Source organism: Azospirillum sp. Marseille-Q6669 (assembly GCF_965111635.1).
This window is the reverse complement of the sequence record NZ_CBCOOP010000003.1, coordinates 650,565-667,328: the sequence shown is the minus strand read 5'-3', so window position 1 is coordinate 667,328 and position 16,764 is coordinate 650,565. Positions and strand designations below refer to the sequence as shown.

Sequence of the window (16,764 nt, the reverse complement as noted above, 5' to 3'; positions counted from 1 at the left end):
CAGAAGTCCCTTGGCAAAGCCGCGAAGCCGGGTCATGGTGCCTTGTCGTTCCCGAACTGTTCCGTTTCAAATGGCTGATATCCTCTTGCAGGGCGACGAGCCGCCGCTCCCAGCGGGCGGCGCCGTCCCGATCTTCCGTGGGGTGCGCCGGGCGCTGGCCGCGCGCGGCTTCGTCAGCATGGCGGAGTTCCGGTTGGCCAGCGGGCGCCGCGCCGATGTCCTGGCGATGGACGGCGCCGGCACCGTCGTCATCGTCGAGGTGAAAAGCTGCGTGGCCGACTTCCGCTCCGACCAGAAATGGCCGGAGTACAGGGATTGGTGCGACGCCTTCTACTTCGCCGTGGACGACGCCTTTCCGCCGGAGCTGATTCCCGACGACTGCGGCCTGATGGTGGCCGACGCCTACGGCGCGGAAATTCTGCGCGAGGCGCCGGAACACCGGCTGGCTCCGGCGCGGCGCAAGGCGCTGACCCTGCGCGCCGCGCTGACCGGGGCCGGGCGCCTGCACCGGATCGAGGACCCGTCCTGGACCCAGGCCACCTCGCCGGTGTGATCGCCCCCCTTTGACTCTTTAACGCGTGATTGTCGGGCATGACCGAAGTCCCATGGCAAACCCTTGCCAAGCCGGTGTAAGCTCCGCCAGGAACGGGAACCGTCGGGCGGACATGCACGCACAGGATGCCAGCCCATCCACAGCGGCGGAACCACGCCGCGAGCGCCGGATTGCGCGGCTGAGCGCTCCCAGGGCTGGAGCTCCACGGCTCCGCGCACCCTGGGTCGGTGCACCCTGGGTCGGTGCGCTGGCCCTGGCCGCGCTGCTGACCGGTGCCGGCGCCGGCGGCTCCACATGGCTCGCCTTGGCCGAGACGGACGCCCGTGCCCGCGGCCAAGCCGCCCGGAACCTGGATGAGGCGCTCGACCTCATGCGCATCGCGGAGTTGGCCACCGGGCTGTCCGCCGACGCGGCCGAGCTGGAAGCGGCGGGCACCGCCCAGCGCCGGCTGACCGCTCACAACGCGTTGCGCCAGAAGACGCACCGGCTCGGCGCCACACTGGAGAGCCTGCCGCGGGAATGGGGCGCGGACCTGCGCTTTGCCGCCTTGGCCATCCGCGCGGAAGCGGACGAGCTGAACGCCACGGTGGAGCGCCGTCTGGCCGCTCAGCGCAGCCTTCAGGACCTCACCGAACAGGTGGCGGACCGCAGCGAGGCGCTGGCGGAGGCGCTCGCCACCCTACGCACGCCGTCACCAGGCGACGAAACCATGCGCCGGATCGACGGCTCACGGCAGGCGGTGGCTCTCCGGCTGCTCGCCGCCGGGACGGCGCCGGCCTCGGCCACCTCGGCGCGGGCCGAATTCCGCAAGGCCACGGCGGCGCTGTTCGACGCCCTGAACGATCTGCCGATCGACGCCGCCAGCCCCCGCCGCGCCGACGCCGCGCGCCAGCTCGTCGCGCTGGGAATGGACGAGCAGAACGTCTTCGATCTGCGGCAGGAGCAGGAGGGGCTGACCGCCAAGGCGGTGGGGATCGCCACGCTGCTGCGTGGCACCGCCAGCGACCTCGCCCACCGGGCCGGCCGCGGTGCGCAGGCCCTGCGGGACGGGCTGCGGGATGGGCTGGCCGCACCGAACACCCCGCGGTCGGGGGCCGAATTGTCCGCCGCCGCCCCCGCCGGGGTCGGGCTGCTCACAGGGTTGGCGGTCTTCGCGGTCGGCCTGGGCATCGCGCAGAGCCGCGCCCAGCGCACCGCGCCGCCCGATCCGGACAGGACGGAGCGGACCGGCGCGACGAACGAAGGGCCCTCGCTGCGCGTCCTGCTGGCCGAGGACGAGCCGGTCAGCCAGCAGGCCGCGGCCGCGCTGCTCCGCCGCGCCGGTCACGAGGTGACGGTGGTGGGCGACGGCCGGGCCGCCCTGTCGGCGGTGGAGCGGGATCGCTACGACCTCGTCCTGATGGACGTGCAGATGCCGGACATGGACGGGATCGAGGCGACCCGCCGCATCCGCGCCCTGCCCCATGGCGCCGGAAGCGCGGCGGCGGGGCTGCGCATCGTGGCACTGACCGCCTCCGCCGAGCCCGGCTCGGCGGAGCGTTGCCGGGCGGCGGGGGCCGACGCCGTTCTGGAAAAGCCGCTGCGCCTGTCCGCGCTGGACGCCATCCTGGACCACCGGTCCTCCGGCGCCGGCGTCGCGTCCGCGCTGGCGGGCATGCTCGCTCTGCCGGGCGGCGAACCCGGCCTTCCCGTGTTCGATGAGGACGCCATCCGCCAGATGCGCGAGCATCTGCCGGCGGAGCGGGTCGCCACCCTGGTGACCAACACCCTCGTCACGCTGCGCGGCTATCACGCCGCCCTGGAGCAGGCCTGGAACGCCGGGGACCGGGCGACCGCCGGGGCCATGGCCCACAAGATCGCCGGGGTGGCCGGCATTTACGGCTGCATGGCGCTGCGCAGCGCGGCACGGTCACTCGAAGTCGCGCTGGAAACCGGCGAGGGCGATCCCGACACCCTGTGCCGTGCGCTGGACGCCGCCGTTCCTCCGGCGCTCGCCGCGCTGGACCGGTGGAGCGACGGCGCCTAAAGCGAACTTCCGTTCGCTTTAGGCTCATATCGCCTCATTCGCCGGCTCTCAGCGGATGCCGATGGCATCCGCCTGCCGCCAGCGGGAACTCTGTTCCCGCGAGAGGCGGGCTCCGGTCGCATGTGCGACCGGGACCGCCGGCGCGGTCCAAAGCGGATTGCCATCCGCTTTAACGCACCGCCACCGGCTGGCTCGGCCCCGCGCCTTGCGGAATGTCCGACCGCCCCGCCCCCAGGTCCTTCTGCATCATCACTACGTCCAGCCAGCGCCCGAACTTCAGCCCCACGGCCTCGACCACGCCGCAGGTGCGGAAGCCCAGCGCGGCGTGCAGCCCGACGGACCCGGCGTTCTCCGACCCGCCGACCAGCGCCACCATCTGGCGGTAGCCCTGCTCCACGCAACGGTCGATCAGCGCCTGGAGCAACAGACGGCCGAGGCCCTGGCCGCGCGCCTCCTCGGCGATGTAGACGGAGTCCTGGATGGTGAAGCGGTAGGCGGAACGGACGTGGTAGGCGCTGCCATAGGCGTACCCCAGGACCACGCCGTCGCGCTCGGCGACCAGCCAGGGCAGGCCGGCGCCGGTGATGGCGCGGAAGCGCCCTTCCAGCTCCACTACGTCGGGCGGCTCCTCCTCGAAGGTGCCGACGCCATGAAGGACATGGTGCTCGTAGATTCGCTGGAACGCGGGGACATCCTCGATGCGGGCGTCGCGGACGGTGGGGATGCTGGTCATGGCGGGACGAGTCCGACGGGTGAAGGGGTGGACGACCATCCTGCCGCACGCATTTTGCTGTCGCAACCGTGCCACCCAGCCGATATGTACAGAACTGGAACGCGCTGTGTGCAACAGGGCTTTAGGGCAGGTCTTTTCAGGGCAAGGGGTTGGAAGCGATGAAGATCAACGGCCGGACGGTGCTCGTCTGCGATTGCGCCCACAGCATGGCGCTCGACGGCAAGGCGTTGGCCAGGGCCTGCGGGGCCGCGGCGGGGGCCGAGGGCGATTTGTCCGTCGCCACACAGCTCTGCCGCACCCAGCTCGACCGGTTCGAGGCGCGCATGGCGGAGGGCGCTCCGCTGCTCGTCGCCTGCACCCAGGAGGCCCCGCTGTTCGCGGAAATCGCGGCCCAGGACAATCCGGACGCCTCCTTGGCCTTCACCAACATCCGTGAGCGCGCCGGCTGGTCGGACGAGGGTGCCCTGGCGGGACCGAAGATCGCCGCGCTGCTGGCCGAGGCGGCCATGGACATCCCGCCGACCGGCACGATCACCCTGGCCTCGGAAGGCACCGCGCTGGTCTACGGCATCGACGAGCGCGCCATCGAGGTGGCCCGGCAGCTGTCCGGCAGCCTGGACGTCACCGTTCTGCTGAAGTCCCCGAAGGACGTCGCCCCGCCGCGCGTCATGGACGTGCCGGTCTTCAAGGGCACCATCCGCGCCGCCAAGGGCTGGCTCGGCAACTTCGAGATCGTGGTCGACGACTACGCCCCGGCCATTCCGGCCTCGCGCGCCGTCCTCGGCTTCGAGACGCCGCGGCACGGCGCCGCCTCGCGCTGCGACGTCATCGTGGACCTGACCGGCGGCGCGCCGCTGTTCCCGGCGCACGGCAAGCGCGACGGCTATCTGCGCCCCGACCCCGACAGCCCGGCAGCCGTCGCCAAGGCGGTGTTCGAGGCCGCCGATCTGGTCGGCGAGTTCGAGAAGCCGCGCTACATCGACTTCAAGGCCGACCTGTGCGCCCATTCGCGCAGCCGCAAGACCGGCTGCACCCGCTGCCTGGAGGTCTGCCCGACCGGCGCCATCACGCCGAACGGCGACCATGTGGCAATCGACCCGCACATCTGCGCCGGCTGCGGCTCCTGCGCCTCGGTCTGCCCGACGGGGGCCAGCACCTACGCCCTGCCGCCGCTCCAGACCGTCTACGAGCGGCTGCGCACGCTGCTCTCCTCCTACGCCAAGGCCGGCGGGACGGAGCCGGTCCTGCTCGTCCACGACCCGCGGCACGGCGACGAGATGATCTCGCTGATCGCGCGGTACGGCCGCGGCCTGCCGGCCCGCGTGCTGCCCTTCGCGGTGAACGAGGTGACGCAGCTCGGCTTCGACGTGTTCGCGGCGGCGCTGGCCTATGGTGCCGCGCGGGTGCGCGTTCTGGTCGGGCCGGGCAACGCCGGCGAGACGGCCGGGCTGGCCAGCCAGATCGGCTTGGCTGAAACCGCCATGGCGGGCCTGGGCTACGGCTCGGGCCGGGTATCGATCATCGACGCGCAGGATCCCGACGCGGTGGCCGCAGAGCTGTGGAGCCTGCCGCGCGAGGGCGCTCCCGCCCCCGGCACCTTCCTGCCGATGGGCGGCAAGCGCACCGTGACCATGCTGGCGCTGCGCCACCTGCACAAGGTCGCTCCGGAACCGATCGAGGTCCTGCCGCTGCCGCCGGGCGCCCCCTTCGGGCGGGTGCAGGTGATGACGGAGGGCTGCACGCTCTGCCTGTCCTGCGTCGGCGCCTGCCCGACCGGGGCGCTGCTCGACAACGCCGACAAGCCGATGCTGTCCTTCTCGCAGGACGCCTGCGTGCAGTGCGGCCTGTGCAAGACCACCTGTCCGGAGAAGGTCATCGCACTGGTTCCGGAGATCGATTTCCGCGACAGCGCCCGCGGCGCCAAGGTGCTGAAGGAGGAGGAGCCCTTCTGCTGCGTCAAGTGCGGCAAACCCTTCGCCACCAAGTCCTCGATCGACAAGATCGTCGCGGTGCTGGCCGGACGGCACGCCATGTTCGCCACGCCGGAGGCCGCCGACCGCATGCGCATGTGTGGCGACTGTCGCGTCGTGGACCAGTTCGAGCGGGGCGACTCGCCCTTCGCGCTGGGCGCCCCACGCGCGCCCCGCACCACCGAGGACTATCTGCGCGAGCGGGAGCTGGCCCAAAACGGCAAGGACGGCGGTCCGGACGGCGGCAGCGTCCACTGAGCGCGGTCGCTGGAAGGCGCGCGGTGCCGGGATTTGATTCCCGTCAAGTCCCGGCTCGGCGCTTCGTGGTCTCCTGCGCCTGAAATTCCAGGTGGCGAAAAATCCGTAACTCGGACCTATATATCAGGATCGGGTTCGGGGTCATAATCGCCGCCCGGACTGCACGATACGGACCCCCTTGGGGAGAAGCCTGACGATGACGACCGTTCCGCCGACCGCCGCCGCCCCGCTCGTCGATCCTTTCGGGCGGACCGTCAGCTATCTGCGCGTGTCCGTCACCGACCGCTGCGACCTCCGCTGCGTCTACTGCATGGCGGAGGACATGAGCTTCCTGCCCAAGGCGGAGGTGCTGACGTTGGAGGAGATCGACCGCGTCTGCTCCGCCTTCGTCAAGCTGGGCACCCGCAAGCTGCGCCTGACCGGCGGCGAGCCGCTGGTCCGCAAGGGCATCCATGAACTGATCCACAGCCTGGGCCGCCATGTGAAGGCCGGCGATCTGGACGAGCTGACCCTGACCACCAACGGCACCATGCTGTTCAAGTATGCCGGCGATCTGGTGGAGGCCGGGGTGCGCCGGATCAACGTGTCGCTGGACACGCTCGACCCCCATAAGTTCCAGGCGATCACCCGCTGGGGCCGGTTGGACAAGGTGCTCGGCGGGCTCCAGGCCGCCAAGGAGGCGGGGCTCCAGGTCAAGATCAACACGGTCGCGCTGAAGGGCGTGAACGACGACGAGTTCCACCGGCTGGTCGGCTGGTGCGGCGAGCAGGGCTTCGACCTGACCTTCATCGAGGTCATGCCGATGGGCGAGATCGGCGACGAGACGCGGCTCGACCAGTATCTGCCGCTCAGCCTCGTGCGGGCGGAGCTGGCCAAGCGCTGGACGCTGGACGAGATCGACTACCGCACCGGCGGCCCGGCCCGCTATGTGCGGGTGGCCGAGACCGGCGGGCGCATCGGCTTCATCACGCCCCTGACCCACAATTTCTGCGAAAGCTGCAACCGCGTGCGGCTGACCTGCACCGGTACCCTCTACATGTGCCTGGGCCAGGAGGACGCCGCCGACCTGCGCACCCCGCTGCGCCTCAGCGACGACGACGGGCTGCTGGTCCAGGCGGTGCGCGACGCCATCGCCCGCAAGCCCAAGGGCCACGACTTCATCATCGACCGCCGCCACCAAGGCCCGGCGGTGCCCCGCCACATGAGTGTGACAGGCGGATGATGGGCCACTCCGGCGCTGCCTCCAATCCCTCTCCCGCCCCGGGAGAGGGTGCCCGCGAAGCGGGCGGGTGAGCGTCGTGCGAGAAACAGGGCTTTCTTCCTGGCGGTACCCTCACCCTTCCCGTGCTTCGCACGGGTCCCCTCCCTCTCCCGGGGCGGGAGAGGGATGTGAAGTGCAACCGCGCCACCCTTCGACCGAAGCGGCCTTCTGCAACCGGGCACTCTGCGCTATGGTCCTCTGGACATGACCGAAACCGCCGCAAAGCTGCCCGCCGATCCGACCCTGGACCCGCTGGCGCCCGATTCCTCGGCCCGCAAGCCCGCCGATCTCCGCATCGCCTTCTGCGCGGCGAACACGGAAGAGGCGATGCGGGCGCGCACCCGGCTGGTCCACCGCTACGGCAACGCGCCGCTGGAGGACGCCGACGTCATCGTGGCGCTGGGCGGCGACGGCTTCCTGCTGGAGACGCTGCACCGCGCGCTGAAGCGCGACGGGCAGAACCCGCCGCCGGTCTACGGCATGAACCGGGGATCGGTCGGCTTCCTGCTGAACGTCTTCCGCGAGGACGAGTTGGCCGAGCGGCTGGCCAGCGCCCAGAGCGTCACGCTGCACCCCCTGCGCATGAAGGCCACCCGCTGCAACGGCGAGCAGATCGAAGCGCTGGGCATCAACGAGGTCTCGATGCTGCGCGAGACGCGGCAGGCCTCGAAGCTGCGCATCACCGTGGACGGCGTCGTCCGCCTGCCGGAGCTGATCTGCGACGGCGTGCTGGTCGCCACCCCCGCCGGCAGCACCGCCTACAACCTGTCGGCCCACGGCCCGATCATCCCGCTGGGCGCCGGGGTGCTGGCGCTGACTCCCATCAGCTCCTTCCGGCCGCGGCGCTGGCGCGGCGCGCTGCTGCCGCACAGCTCCAAGATCACCGTGGACATCCTGGAAGAGGTCAAGCGCCCGGTCAGCGCCGTGGCCGATTCGACCGAAGTGCGCGAGGTCATCCGCGTCGATGTGGAAGAAGCACGCGACGTCGCGCTGACCCTGCTGTTCGATCCGGAGCTGAATTTCGAGGAGCGGATCCTCAAGGAGCAGTTCTCGCCGTAACGCCCCTGCCCCGCCTCTTTGGCCCGGCCGTTACTCGGCGGCGCGGCGCGCGGTGCTGGCCTGCGCATGGGCGCAGATGCGCCGGGTCAAGGTGGTCAGGTCGGCCTGGAGCCGGGCGAAGCCCTCGTTCCGCTCCAGCGTTTCCTCGTTCATGTAGAGCCGGCGGTTGATTTCGAGCTGGAGGGAATGGCGGCCCCGCGCCGGGTTGGAATGGCGGGACACCAGCTCGACCCCCTTGAAGGGATGGTTCCGCGTGACCGTGTAGCCAAGCCCGGTCAGCACCTGCTCGACCAAGACGGTAAAGCCCGGTTCGCAGGTGGTGCCGTCGCGGTCGCCCAGCACGAAATCCATGCCCAGCTTGTGCGCCGCCCCCGGCCCGACCGCGGAGGGCATGGAATGGCAGTCGATGTGCCAGACGGCGCCGAACCGGTCGGCCAGATCGTCCATCACGCTGGCGACCTGGAAATGATAGGGCCGGTAGTAGCGGTCGATGCGCTCCGCTACCTCGGCCACCGACAGCCGCCCGTCGTAGAGCGGCATTCCCGGACGGCACAGCGTGCGGATCAGCCCCATGCCGGCGGCGCTCTTCTCGGTCGGGCGCAGCGGCTCGGGCCAGCGCCCGTCGAGAAGCGCCGGGTCGATGTCGTCGATGGCCCGGTTCGCATCGATGTAGGTGCGCGGAAAGAGGGCGCAGAGCAGCGTCGCGCCGTGCTCCGGCGCGTGGGCGAACAGCTCGTCCACATGGGTGTCCTCGGCCTGCCGCAGGGTGGACAGCGGGCAGACGAAGGCGAAGTCGCGCGGGTAGACGGTGCCGCTGTGCGGTGAATCGAAGAACACCGGCAGGCGCGGGACGATCGGATCGTTGCGGACGAGCACGTCCTCGATCACGAAACTCATGGCTGACCCCGGTGTACCAACTGCGCCGACCGACCACGGCACCTGCCCGGATGGCATAGCAGGGCGCTGCGGCGGATGGATTCGGGTATAGACGATGGCCGGGTGCCCGTCGACCAAAAACCGTCATACACCGGTAAGGCAAAAGACATGATCGGCCAGGGAAATGGCGGGGCTGGCGCAGCGCCGGACTCTCCGCCATACTGACCATTCAGCGAAAGCGCCCGGCACCGGCCAGACCCGCAAAGGCGAGATCCGCTTGACCGAATCCCTGCCACCGATCGAATTGACGCCGCCGGACATCGGCCCCTACCGTCGTGGAAACACCGGCATCGACCATGTCACGACGCTGGAGTCCGGACGCCCCGGCCAACACGCCGTCATTGTCTCGCTGATCCACGGCAACGAGATCAGCGGCGCGGTGGCGATGGACCGGCTGTTCCGGATGGGCTTGCGGCCCACCCGCGGGCGGCTGACTCTGGTCTTCGCCAACACCGCCGCTTATCAGAGCTTCGATGCCGAGCGCCCCTATGCCTCCCGCTTCGTGGACGAGGACATGAACCGCGTCTGGTCGCCGGAGGTTCTGGACGGACCGCGCGACAGCGCGGAACTGCGCCGCGCCCGGCAACTCCGCCCGGTGTTCGACGCCGCGGACGTCATCCTCGATCTGCATTCCATGACGGCGGACACCCCGCCCCTGACGCTGTGCGGACGGACGGACCGCGCCCGCGCGTTGGCCCGCCGGCTCGGCCACCCGGCCTGGATCGTCGCGGACGAGGGGCACGCGGCGGGGCGGCGCGTGATCGACTACGCGGATTTCGCCGAAGCGGACGGGCGGCGCACCGCCATCCTGGTCGAATGCGGCCAGCACTGGCGGAATGAGACGGCGCTGGTCGCCCTGGAAAGCGCCATGCGCTTCCTGCTCGCCCAGGAGATGATCGACCCGTCGCTGGCCGATCGCCACATCCGCCGCCACCCCGATCCGCTGCGCACCGTCGAGGTGACCGAGGCGGTGACCGCGGAAACCGACGAGTTCTTCTTCGACCAGCCCTATGTGGGCATGGAGATCATTCCCCGCGCCGGAACGGTCCTGGGCCATGACGGCAACCGCCCGATCGTGACGCCTTACGACGACTGCGTGCTGATCATGCCGGCGCGGCGACCCAAATCCGGACAGACCGCCGTCCGGCTGGGGCGGATCGTTCCTTGAACCGGACACAACGAGCGGCATGACCATCGGACCGGGGCTCCGGCCCTTCGCGCTCGCCCTCGCGCTGGGGACGGCGGGGGGCGCGCTGTTCAGCTATTTCCATCTGCCGCTGGCCTGGATGATCGGCGCCATGACCGCCACCACGGTCGCCGCCATGGCCGGTGTCGCGCTGCATGTGCCGAAGCCGCTGCGCAACGCCATGATCATGATCCTCGGCGTGATGCTGGGCAGCGGCTTCACCCCGGACATCCTGGGGCGGCTCGGCGAATGGAGCCTGTCGCTGAGCGCGCTGGCCGTCTATCTCGTGCTGGCGACCACGCTGGGCGTGCAGTACCTGCGCCGCGCGGCCCGGCTGGACCCGCCCACATCCTTCTTCACCGCCACCCCCGGCGGGCTGAACGAGATGGTGATGGTCGGCACGCAGATGGGTGGCGACAGCCGGACCATGGCGCTGTCCCACGCGCTGCGGGTGATGCTGGTGGTGCTGGTCATCCCCTTCGCCTTCCAGGCGCTGGGCCTGTACGACCCGGCGCGGCGCGGCGCGCTCGGCCCGCCTCTGCTGTCGCTCGCCCCGCTGGACGTGGCGCTGCTGTCCGCCTGCGCGCTGGGCTATCCCCTGGCGAAGCTGCTGCGCATCCCCGCCGCCCAGATCGTCGGGCCGATGTTGCTGTCCGCCGCGATCCACCTCGCCGGCCTGACCGAGGGCAAGCCGCCGGGCGTGCTGGTCGCCGCCGCCCAGGTGGTGATCGGCGCGTCGCTGGGTTGCCGCTTCACCGGGCTGAACATTCGCCGCATCGGGCGCGACGGGCTGACCGCGCTGGGTCTCACCGGGTTGATGCTGCTGGTCACCACGGCGGCGGCCTGGATGGTTGACGAGGCGACGGGGCTGGGACTCGCCGCGCTGATCCTCGCCTTCGCACCGGGCGGGCTGGCCGAGATGACGCTGGTCGCGCTGGCGCTGAACATCGACGTGGCGCTGGTCGCCACCCACCACATGGTGCGCATCATCCTGATCGTGACGCTGGCGCCCGGCTTCTATCTGCTGTGGCGCAAGTGGCGATCCCGCCGCGGCAAGACCTGACGAAACGCCTCGGGTTCGGCCGGCCAATCCGTCGCACACGCATGCGTGGAGTTTCCGTTGCGCCCGTCCCGCACCCCGTGCGAGGTGGAGGCGCGGACGGGTGGTGGGTGGCCACCACCCCGCCGCTCAACAAGGAGGCTCGGAGGATGAAGGAAATCCTCGGTCTCCTGATCCTGCTGCTCCAGATCGTCAAGGCGATCCTTGATCTTCTGAACCGGCAGTGATCGGGCCGGGAGGCGGGGGATAGGAGCCCCTGCCTCCCAAGCCTGATGATGGCGCCGCGCCCGCCCGATTGCAAGCCATCCGATCATTTCACGGCAGGCTTACCCTTTTCCCACTGAGGGTTCGTATCGATCAGCGGCACGCTGGAGATGGACATCTTCGCCGAGGCGTCCTTCACCTGCCGGCTGTAGACGACGTAGATCAGCGTGTCGTTCACCCGGTCGTAGATGCGGCGGATGGCGATGGACTTGAAGACCAGGCTCTTGCGCTCGGAGAAAACCTCCTCGCCCTTCTGCGACAGCTCGATGTCGCCGATCACCAGCGGCCCGGTGCGCCGGCAGGCGATGGAGGCGTTGGACGGGTCCTCGAACCAGTTTCCCTTGGTCAGCCGGTCGAGCACGCTGCGGTCGAAATCCACCAGATGGCAGGTGATGCCCTTGACCTTCGGGTCCTCGATCGCCTGCACCTGAAGCCCGTTGCCGGTCCAGTCGTTGGAGAAGCGCCCGACGACCGGATCGTCGGCCAAAGCAGCGGTGGAGGCGGCCATCGGTGGCAGCACGGATAGCGCCAGGACCATCAGGCCGCGGCGGATGTTTATCGAAGGGAACGGGCTGCGCATCTCGTGGAACTCCGGTCATCGCGAAGCGGGGCCGCGTGGGCGCGGTCCTGGAATACCCCTAAATCGGGCGGGGGTCCGGCGCCGTCAAGCGCTCCCCGGCCCGCTACTCCCGGAGTCCCTGCCCCCGATGAGCGACCGCACGATCGATCCGCCCCTCACCCCGCCACCGGAGCCGGTGACCGAGCCCCTGCCCCCGGCCCGGAACCCCCGCGACCCGGTGCGGGTGGCGGTTGTGGGGCTGTTCGTCATCGCGCTCCTGTTCACGCTGTATTTCGGGCGCGACGTTCTGCTGCCGATCATGCTGGCGCTGATCCTCAGCCTTCTGCTGCGCCCCTGCGTGCGCGGCCTCTACCGGCTCGGCCTGCCGGAGGCGCTGGGCGCGGCGGTGGTGGTGATCACGGTGTTCGGCGCCGGGCTGGGGGCCATTTACACGCTGGCGACCCCGGCGACCGAATGGGTCAACCGGATGCCCCGCGTGGTCAACGAGCTGGAGTTCAAGCTGGGCGACATCCGCGAAGGGATCGACCGCGCCCGCGAAGCCTCCCGTCAGATCGAGCAGATGGCCTCCGACCGCAATGGTGCTGCGCGGGAAGTCGTGGTGCGCGGCCCGTCGCTGGCCGAACAGGTGCTGCATCAGGCGGAGGCGGTGATCGCCAACGTGGTGATCCTCCAGGTGCTGCTCTATTTCTTCCTGGCCCGCGGACGGCAGAGCCTGGAGGCGCTGATCGGCACGATGCGCGACGTGGACGACCGCGTGCATTACGCCATGGTCGCCGCCACGGTGCAGCAGAACATCGCCGCCTATCTGGCGACCATCACGGTCATCAACATCGGGCTCGGCCTCGCGACGACGCTGGCGATGTGGCTGTGGGGGGTGCCCAACGCGGCGCTGTGGGGAACGCTCGCCGGACTCATCAACTACGTCCCCTTCATCGGGCCGGCGGTTATGACGGCGGTGCTGTTCCTGGTGTCGGCGCTCAGCTTCGACGGGAGCCTGAACATCTTCGGGCCGCCGCTGACCTTCGTGGCGCTGACCATGATGGAGGGCAACTTCCTGACCCCGATGATCGTCGGTCGGCGGCTGGCGCTCAATCCCATCGCGGTGTTCGTGTCCATCCTGTTCTGGGGCTGGATGTGGGGCATTCCCGGCGCGCTGCTGGCGGTGCCGATCCTGGCGATCCTGAAGATCCTGTTCGACGCGCACGAGCCGCTGAAGCCGATCGGCGCCCTGCTGGGCTGACGCTGTAGCTCTGGCCGGGGCGGCCCCGCCGTGGCATGGTCCGAGGGAGGAAACGACCGGATGGGAGGTGGGGTGATGGTGCTCAGCGGCCTGACGCTCTTCGTCATCGCGCTCCTGATCTTCGCGCTGGCGCTGGTTCTGCTGGGGGTGCGAACCGTGGCGCAGGGTCAGGAATGGACGGTGGAGCGGTTCGGCCGCTACACCCGCACGCTCCAGCCCGGCCTGCATCTGATTCTCCCGCTGATCGACCGCATCGGGCGCAAGCAGAGCATGATGGAGACGGTGCTCGACGTGCCCTCGCAGGAGGTCATCACCCGCGACAACGCCATGGTCACGGCGGACGGCGTGGTCTTCTTCCAGGTGATCGACGCCGCCAAGGCTTCCTACGAGGTCAACAACCTGGAGCTGGCGATCCTGAACCTGACCATGACCAACACCCGCACGGTCATGGGCTCGATGGACCTCGACGAACTGCTGTCCCAGCGCGACCAGATCAACGCCCGCCTGCTCGGCGTGGTGGACGAGGCGACCAGCCCCTGGGGCGTCAAGGTGACGCGCATCGAGATCCGCGACATCCAGCCGCCGCGCGACCTCGTGGACAGCATGGCCCGCCAGATGAAGGCGGAGCGCGACCGCCGCGCCTCCATCCTGGAAGCGGAGGGCCAGCGCCAAGCGGCCATCCTGCGGGCGGAGGGCGCCAAGCAGGCCGCCATCCTCCAGGCCGAGGGCCGGCGCGAGGCCGCCTTCCGCGACGCCGAGGCGCGCGAGCGCTCCGCCCAGGCGGAGGCCGAGGCCACCCGGCTGGTCTCCGACGCCATCGCCGGGGGCAGCGCCCAGGCCATCAACTATTTCGTCGCCCAGCGCTATGTCGATGCTCTGACGGCGGTGGCCGCCGCCCCGAACCAGAAGGTGCTGTTCATGCCGCTGGAGGCCGCCAACGTGATCGGCGCCATCGGCGGCATTGCGGAGATCGCCCGCGAAGCCTTCCCGAACCGCCCGCCGAACCAACCGGCGCCTTCCGGAACGGCCGCCGCCCCGCCGCCGGCACCGCGCAGCTCCTGGAATCGCGATGAACGGAATCAGGACGAGCCGAACAGGCGCGATGCGCCGATGCCGCCGGAGTCGTAAGATTGGGCGAAACCCCGAAGGCGGACCCGCAATGATCGAATTCTGGCACTGGTGGGTTCTGGCCGTGCTGCTGGGCGCGCTGGAAACAGTGGCGCCAGGGGCGGCCTTTCTCTGGCTGGGCGGGGCCGCCGCTCTGGTCGGCTTGGTGCTTCTGGTCTGGCCGTCGCTGCCGTGGGAGCATCAGGGACTGCTGTTCGCCCTGCTCGCCATCGCCGCGCTGGTGGGAACCCGCTTCCTGTCCCGCGGGTCAGCGCATACGACGCACACGCCGCATCTGAACCGCCGGACGGCGCAATACATCGGGACGCTGCACACGCTGGACGGCCCCATCGTCAACGGGCGGGGCCGGGCGCAGATCGGCGACGGGCTCTGGACCGTCGAGGGACCCGACCTCCCCGCCGGAACCCGCGTCCGCATCGTCGGTGCCGAGGGCACTCTGCTGAAGGTGGAGAAGGCCTAGGCGCCAGCCGAAACGGCGCGTCGGGGCTTCGGCCAGATCGTGCCGGATCTGTTCGGCGTGGCGTTCCAGCCGTTGTGCCAGAGCGTCCATCCTGCCGTCGCCGGTGGCCGCCGCGCGCTCCGCCGCCTGACGGCTGAACGCTTCCAACTCCCGCGCCATGGCGCGGTAATCGGGAACGTCGCCTCTCGATCCGGAAGTCCCGTCCATGGCCTCGCCATGCTGCATTGCCACAAATTACGAGGGTATGCTGGCACAGCGTGGAAGCGTCTGGAATCGGGCTTACGGCGGGTCCGGCTTCTCTTTCGGCACAGCGGCCAGGGACGCCTGGCTCTTCGGCCTATACCGTTCCGGAGAGTGGAGGTGTCAGTCGATCAGTTCGTCCAGGGTCGCGCGGACGACCTGCACGATCTCGCCGCCGAAGTGGCCCACGCCAAGGTCGCGGGCGCCGACGATGATGGACAGTTCGCGCTCCGTCGTAGGGGCGAAACGGGCGATTTCCGGCACCAGCTCGTCCGACAGGACAGCGTCGCGCGACAGCCCTTCACGGGCGGCCGCGCGATCCCGCCAACCGTTGAGGGCGGCGTTGATCGCGGCTTCGATCTGGAGGGATTCCTCCTTGCGCTTCAGATCCTTGTAAAGGACGAGAACACGCCAGCCGCCGTCGGCGTAGGCCGTGTCGATGCGCTGCACCTCGACCGTGCGCAGGAAGGAGGAGAGGTGCCCCTGGGCCTCGTCCGCGCTCGCGTCGGGGATCGTGAAGGTGCGGATTTCGGTGCTCATCCTGTGCCTCGATGCGTGCCTCGTCTTTCGCGCAAGACTACACGAAAGCGCCCGTATCCGGCTACTCCGGCACGATCCGGACGGATGCCCCCTTCGTCATAGGAAAACATGGCGGCACACGGGACCCTGCTCCCTCCCGGAGTGTTTGAGTCATAGGACACCGCGCGTCACTTGGGCGCGTCACTTGGGCGCATCACTTGGGCGCGTCGCTTGGGCGCACCGCTGGGAGGAGCAGAGGGACCATGACCGGGCCTGTTGAACCGCAAAAGCACCGGAAGGAAAGGAGCAGGCCGCAAGCGAAGCCGCGGCGGTTGTGGATCACCCTTCTGGCGGTGTTCCCCGCCCTGTTCGCGGCCGGGACGGCGGGGGCCTTCTGGACCGGTTACAGCCTCCATGACCGGCCCTTCGCCTGGTACAACAGCAACCGCATCGCTGCGACGGCGGAGCGGGCGGCGCGGGACCTGTCCCCCGTCGTGGTGGTGGCGCTGGGTGATTCGGCGCTGCGCCACGCCACCCTGGATGAACCCGGCATGGCCGCGCTGGCGGCGAAGCACGGGGTGGAAAGCCTGCATTTCCTGCGCATCGTCCACGACCACGCCCGGATCGAGGACTTCGAACCGCTGCTGGGGGACGTGCTGAAGCTCAAGCCGGCTTTGGTCCTCCTGGACGTGGACCTGCTGTTCGCGGAGCGCGGCGACTTCGCCGGCTTGCGCCGCTATGGCTCCCACCTGACCGAGGTGGCGATGCTCGGCCGTTCCTACCTGCCCGACCAGAGCACCCTGCAATACGCCAAGCCGTGCCACGCCGTCGGCCCGCAGGGCTGGACCGCCGCCGCCGCCGACCGTTGGGTCGAGACCCGCGACGACGCTGTCCGGATGAACGACGACTCGCCCGCCTTCGAGCGGGTGCGCCGTTTCGCCGATCAGGCGCGCGCCGCCGGGGTCGGAATCGCCCTGCTGCTTCCGCCCCGCCCGGCGGCGGTGGAGGAAAAGCTGTACGGCGCGGGCAACGGCTACCGCCCGGCGGCGCTTGACCGGCTGAGCGGGCAGGCCGACCTGCCGCTCTGGCGTTTCCCCGACTCGGCGCTTTCCAAGCCGGCCAAGGCGTCGGCCTTCTGCCGCAACGGCATGCTCGGACCGGAGGGCCGCGATGCCTATTCGGCATGGCTGGCCGGCGGGATCGCCGAACGCCTGTCGCATCCAAGGGTGGAAGAGGCCGCTCTCCAGTAAAAGTTGGCCCATCCCCGCCCGATGACCCGGTGCCGACACGG

At 69.9% G+C, this 16,764-nt stretch carries 15 protein-coding genes; 11 read left to right on the top strand and 4 right to left on the bottom strand.

Annotated features, from left to right (window positions below):
- The first annotated feature begins 70 nt into the window (after positions 1–70).
- A complete protein-coding gene (locus ACWPXE_RS20490) occupies positions 71–553 on the top strand; it encodes an MmcB family DNA repair protein (RefSeq protein ID WP_014241270.1) in 483 nt (160 codons plus the stop codon).
- A gap of 112 nt (positions 554–665) precedes the next feature.
- The gene (locus tag ACWPXE_RS20485) at positions 666–2,579 is read left to right on the top strand and encodes a response regulator (protein ID WP_454019248.1); all 1,914 of its coding nucleotides are present in this window, start codon (positions 666–668) and stop codon (positions 2,577–2,579) included.
- Between the two features lie 169 nt (positions 2,580–2,748).
- On the opposite strand, the gene ACWPXE_RS20480 is transcribed toward ACWPXE_RS20485, so the two are convergent.
- Positions 2,749–3,312, bottom strand: coding sequence for an N-acetyltransferase family protein (locus tag ACWPXE_RS20480; RefSeq protein WP_454019247.1), 564 nt, complete (start codon positions 3,310–3,312; stop codon positions 2,749–2,751).
- A 158-nt stretch (positions 3,313–3,470) separates the two neighbouring features.
- Between ACWPXE_RS20480 and ACWPXE_RS20475 the strand changes: the two genes are divergently transcribed.
- The 3 genes from ACWPXE_RS20475 (at position 3,471) to ACWPXE_RS20465 (ending at position 7,860) form a co-directional block, all read left to right on the top strand.
- Entirely contained in the window at positions 3,471–5,540 is a 2,070-nt protein-coding gene (locus tag ACWPXE_RS20475) for a 4Fe-4S binding protein (RefSeq protein WP_454019246.1), read from the top strand.
- A 196-nt stretch (positions 5,541–5,736) separates the two neighbouring features.
- Positions 5,737–6,762: a GTP 3',8-cyclase MoaA gene (moaA, locus tag ACWPXE_RS20470; RefSeq protein WP_454019245.1), complete on the top strand. Its 1,026-nt coding sequence runs from the start codon at positions 5,737–5,739 to the stop codon at positions 6,760–6,762.
- Between the two features lie 243 nt (positions 6,763–7,005).
- Entirely contained in the window at positions 7,006–7,860 is an 855-nt protein-coding gene (locus ACWPXE_RS20465; RefSeq protein ID WP_237903023.1) for an NAD kinase, read from the top strand.
- Between the two features lie 30 nt (positions 7,861–7,890).
- Here the strand turns inward: ACWPXE_RS20465 and ACWPXE_RS20460 are convergent, their stop codons facing one another.
- Positions 7,891–8,757, bottom strand: coding sequence for an N-formylglutamate amidohydrolase (locus ACWPXE_RS20460; RefSeq protein ID WP_454019244.1), 867 nt, complete (start codon positions 8,755–8,757; stop codon positions 7,891–7,893).
- 256 nt (positions 8,758–9,013) lie between these two features.
- Between ACWPXE_RS20460 and ACWPXE_RS20455 the strand changes: the two genes are divergently transcribed.
- Both ACWPXE_RS20455 and ACWPXE_RS20450 read left to right on the top strand, forming a co-directional pair.
- Complete coding sequence (locus tag ACWPXE_RS20455) at positions 9,014–9,964, top strand: succinylglutamate desuccinylase (RefSeq protein WP_454019243.1); 951 nt, start codon at positions 9,014–9,016, stop codon at positions 9,962–9,964.
- 19 nt (positions 9,965–9,983) lie between these two features.
- Positions 9,984–11,045: an AbrB family transcriptional regulator gene (locus tag ACWPXE_RS20450; RefSeq protein WP_454019242.1), complete on the top strand. Its 1,062-nt coding sequence runs from the start codon at positions 9,984–9,986 to the stop codon at positions 11,043–11,045.
- A gap of 307 nt (positions 11,046–11,352) precedes the next feature.
- Here the strand turns inward: ACWPXE_RS20450 and ACWPXE_RS20445 are convergent, their stop codons facing one another.
- Positions 11,353–11,886: a CreA family protein gene (locus tag ACWPXE_RS20445; RefSeq protein WP_454019241.1), complete on the bottom strand. Its 534-nt coding sequence runs from the start codon at positions 11,884–11,886 to the stop codon at positions 11,353–11,355.
- Positions 11,887–12,013: 127 nt separating this feature from the next.
- Between ACWPXE_RS20445 and ACWPXE_RS20440 the strand changes: the two genes are divergently transcribed.
- From ACWPXE_RS20440 to ACWPXE_RS20430, 3 genes are all read left to right on the top strand, one after another.
- The gene (locus tag ACWPXE_RS20440; protein WP_454019240.1) at positions 12,014–13,126 is read left to right on the top strand and encodes an AI-2E family transporter; all 1,113 of its coding nucleotides are present in this window, start codon (positions 12,014–12,016) and stop codon (positions 13,124–13,126) included.
- 75 nt (positions 13,127–13,201) lie between these two features.
- Positions 13,202–14,254: an SPFH domain-containing protein gene (locus ACWPXE_RS20435; protein ID WP_454019239.1), complete on the top strand. Its 1,053-nt coding sequence runs from the start codon at positions 13,202–13,204 to the stop codon at positions 14,252–14,254.
- Between the two features lie 31 nt (positions 14,255–14,285).
- Entirely contained in the window at positions 14,286–14,714 is a 429-nt protein-coding gene (locus ACWPXE_RS20430) for an NfeD family protein (RefSeq protein ID WP_454019238.1), read from the top strand.
- 363 nt (positions 14,715–15,077) lie between these two features.
- On the opposite strand, the gene ACWPXE_RS20425 is transcribed toward ACWPXE_RS20430, so the two are convergent.
- Positions 15,078–15,494 carry an HRDC domain-containing protein gene (locus ACWPXE_RS20425; protein WP_014241284.1) on the bottom strand — a complete coding sequence of 139 codons (417 nt, stop codon included), beginning with the start codon at positions 15,492–15,494 and terminating at the stop codon, positions 15,078–15,080.
- 311 nt (positions 15,495–15,805) lie between these two features.
- Between ACWPXE_RS20425 and ACWPXE_RS20420 the strand changes: the two genes are divergently transcribed.
- Positions 15,806–16,723, top strand: a complete 918-nt coding sequence (locus ACWPXE_RS20420) for a hypothetical protein (RefSeq protein ID WP_454019237.1) — start codon at positions 15,806–15,808, stop codon at positions 16,721–16,723.
- Positions 16,724–16,764 lie beyond the last annotated feature (41 nt).

Bases quoted from the DNA above. Each gene is read 5' to 3' on its own strand.
- ACWPXE_RS20485 (WP_454019248.1), top strand. From the start codon at position 666: ATGCACGCACAGGATGCCAGCCCATCCACAGCGGCGGAACCACGCCGC.
- ACWPXE_RS20460 (WP_454019244.1), bottom strand. From the start codon at position 8,757: ATGAGTTTCGTGATCGAGGACGTGCTCGTCCGCAACGATCCGATCGTC.
- ACWPXE_RS20465 (WP_237903023.1), top strand. From the start codon at position 7,006: ATGACCGAAACCGCCGCAAAGCTGCCCGCCGATCCGACCCTGGACCCG.
- ACWPXE_RS20445 (WP_454019241.1), bottom strand. From the start codon at position 11,886: ATGCGCAGCCCGTTCCCTTCGATAAACATCCGCCGCGGCCTGATGGTC.
- ACWPXE_RS20440 (WP_454019240.1), top strand. From the start codon at position 12,014: ATGAGCGACCGCACGATCGATCCGCCCCTCACCCCGCCACCGGAGCCG.
- ACWPXE_RS20425 (WP_014241284.1), bottom strand. From the start codon at position 15,494: ATGAGCACCGAAATCCGCACCTTCACGATCCCCGACGCGAGCGCGGAC.
- ACWPXE_RS20450 (WP_454019242.1), top strand. From the start codon at position 9,984: ATGACCATCGGACCGGGGCTCCGGCCCTTCGCGCTCGCCCTCGCGCTG.
- ACWPXE_RS20435 (WP_454019239.1), top strand. From the start codon at position 13,202: ATGGTGCTCAGCGGCCTGACGCTCTTCGTCATCGCGCTCCTGATCTTC.
- ACWPXE_RS20430 (WP_454019238.1), top strand. From the start codon at position 14,286: ATGATCGAATTCTGGCACTGGTGGGTTCTGGCCGTGCTGCTGGGCGCG.
- ACWPXE_RS20480 (WP_454019247.1), bottom strand. From the start codon at position 3,312: ATGACCAGCATCCCCACCGTCCGCGACGCCCGCATCGAGGATGTCCCC.
- moaA (WP_454019245.1), top strand. From the start codon at position 5,737: ATGACGACCGTTCCGCCGACCGCCGCCGCCCCGCTCGTCGATCCTTTC.
- ACWPXE_RS20475 (WP_454019246.1), top strand. From the start codon at position 3,471: ATGAAGATCAACGGCCGGACGGTGCTCGTCTGCGATTGCGCCCACAGC.
- ACWPXE_RS20490 (WP_014241270.1), top strand. From the start codon at position 71: ATGGCTGATATCCTCTTGCAGGGCGACGAGCCGCCGCTCCCAGCGGGC.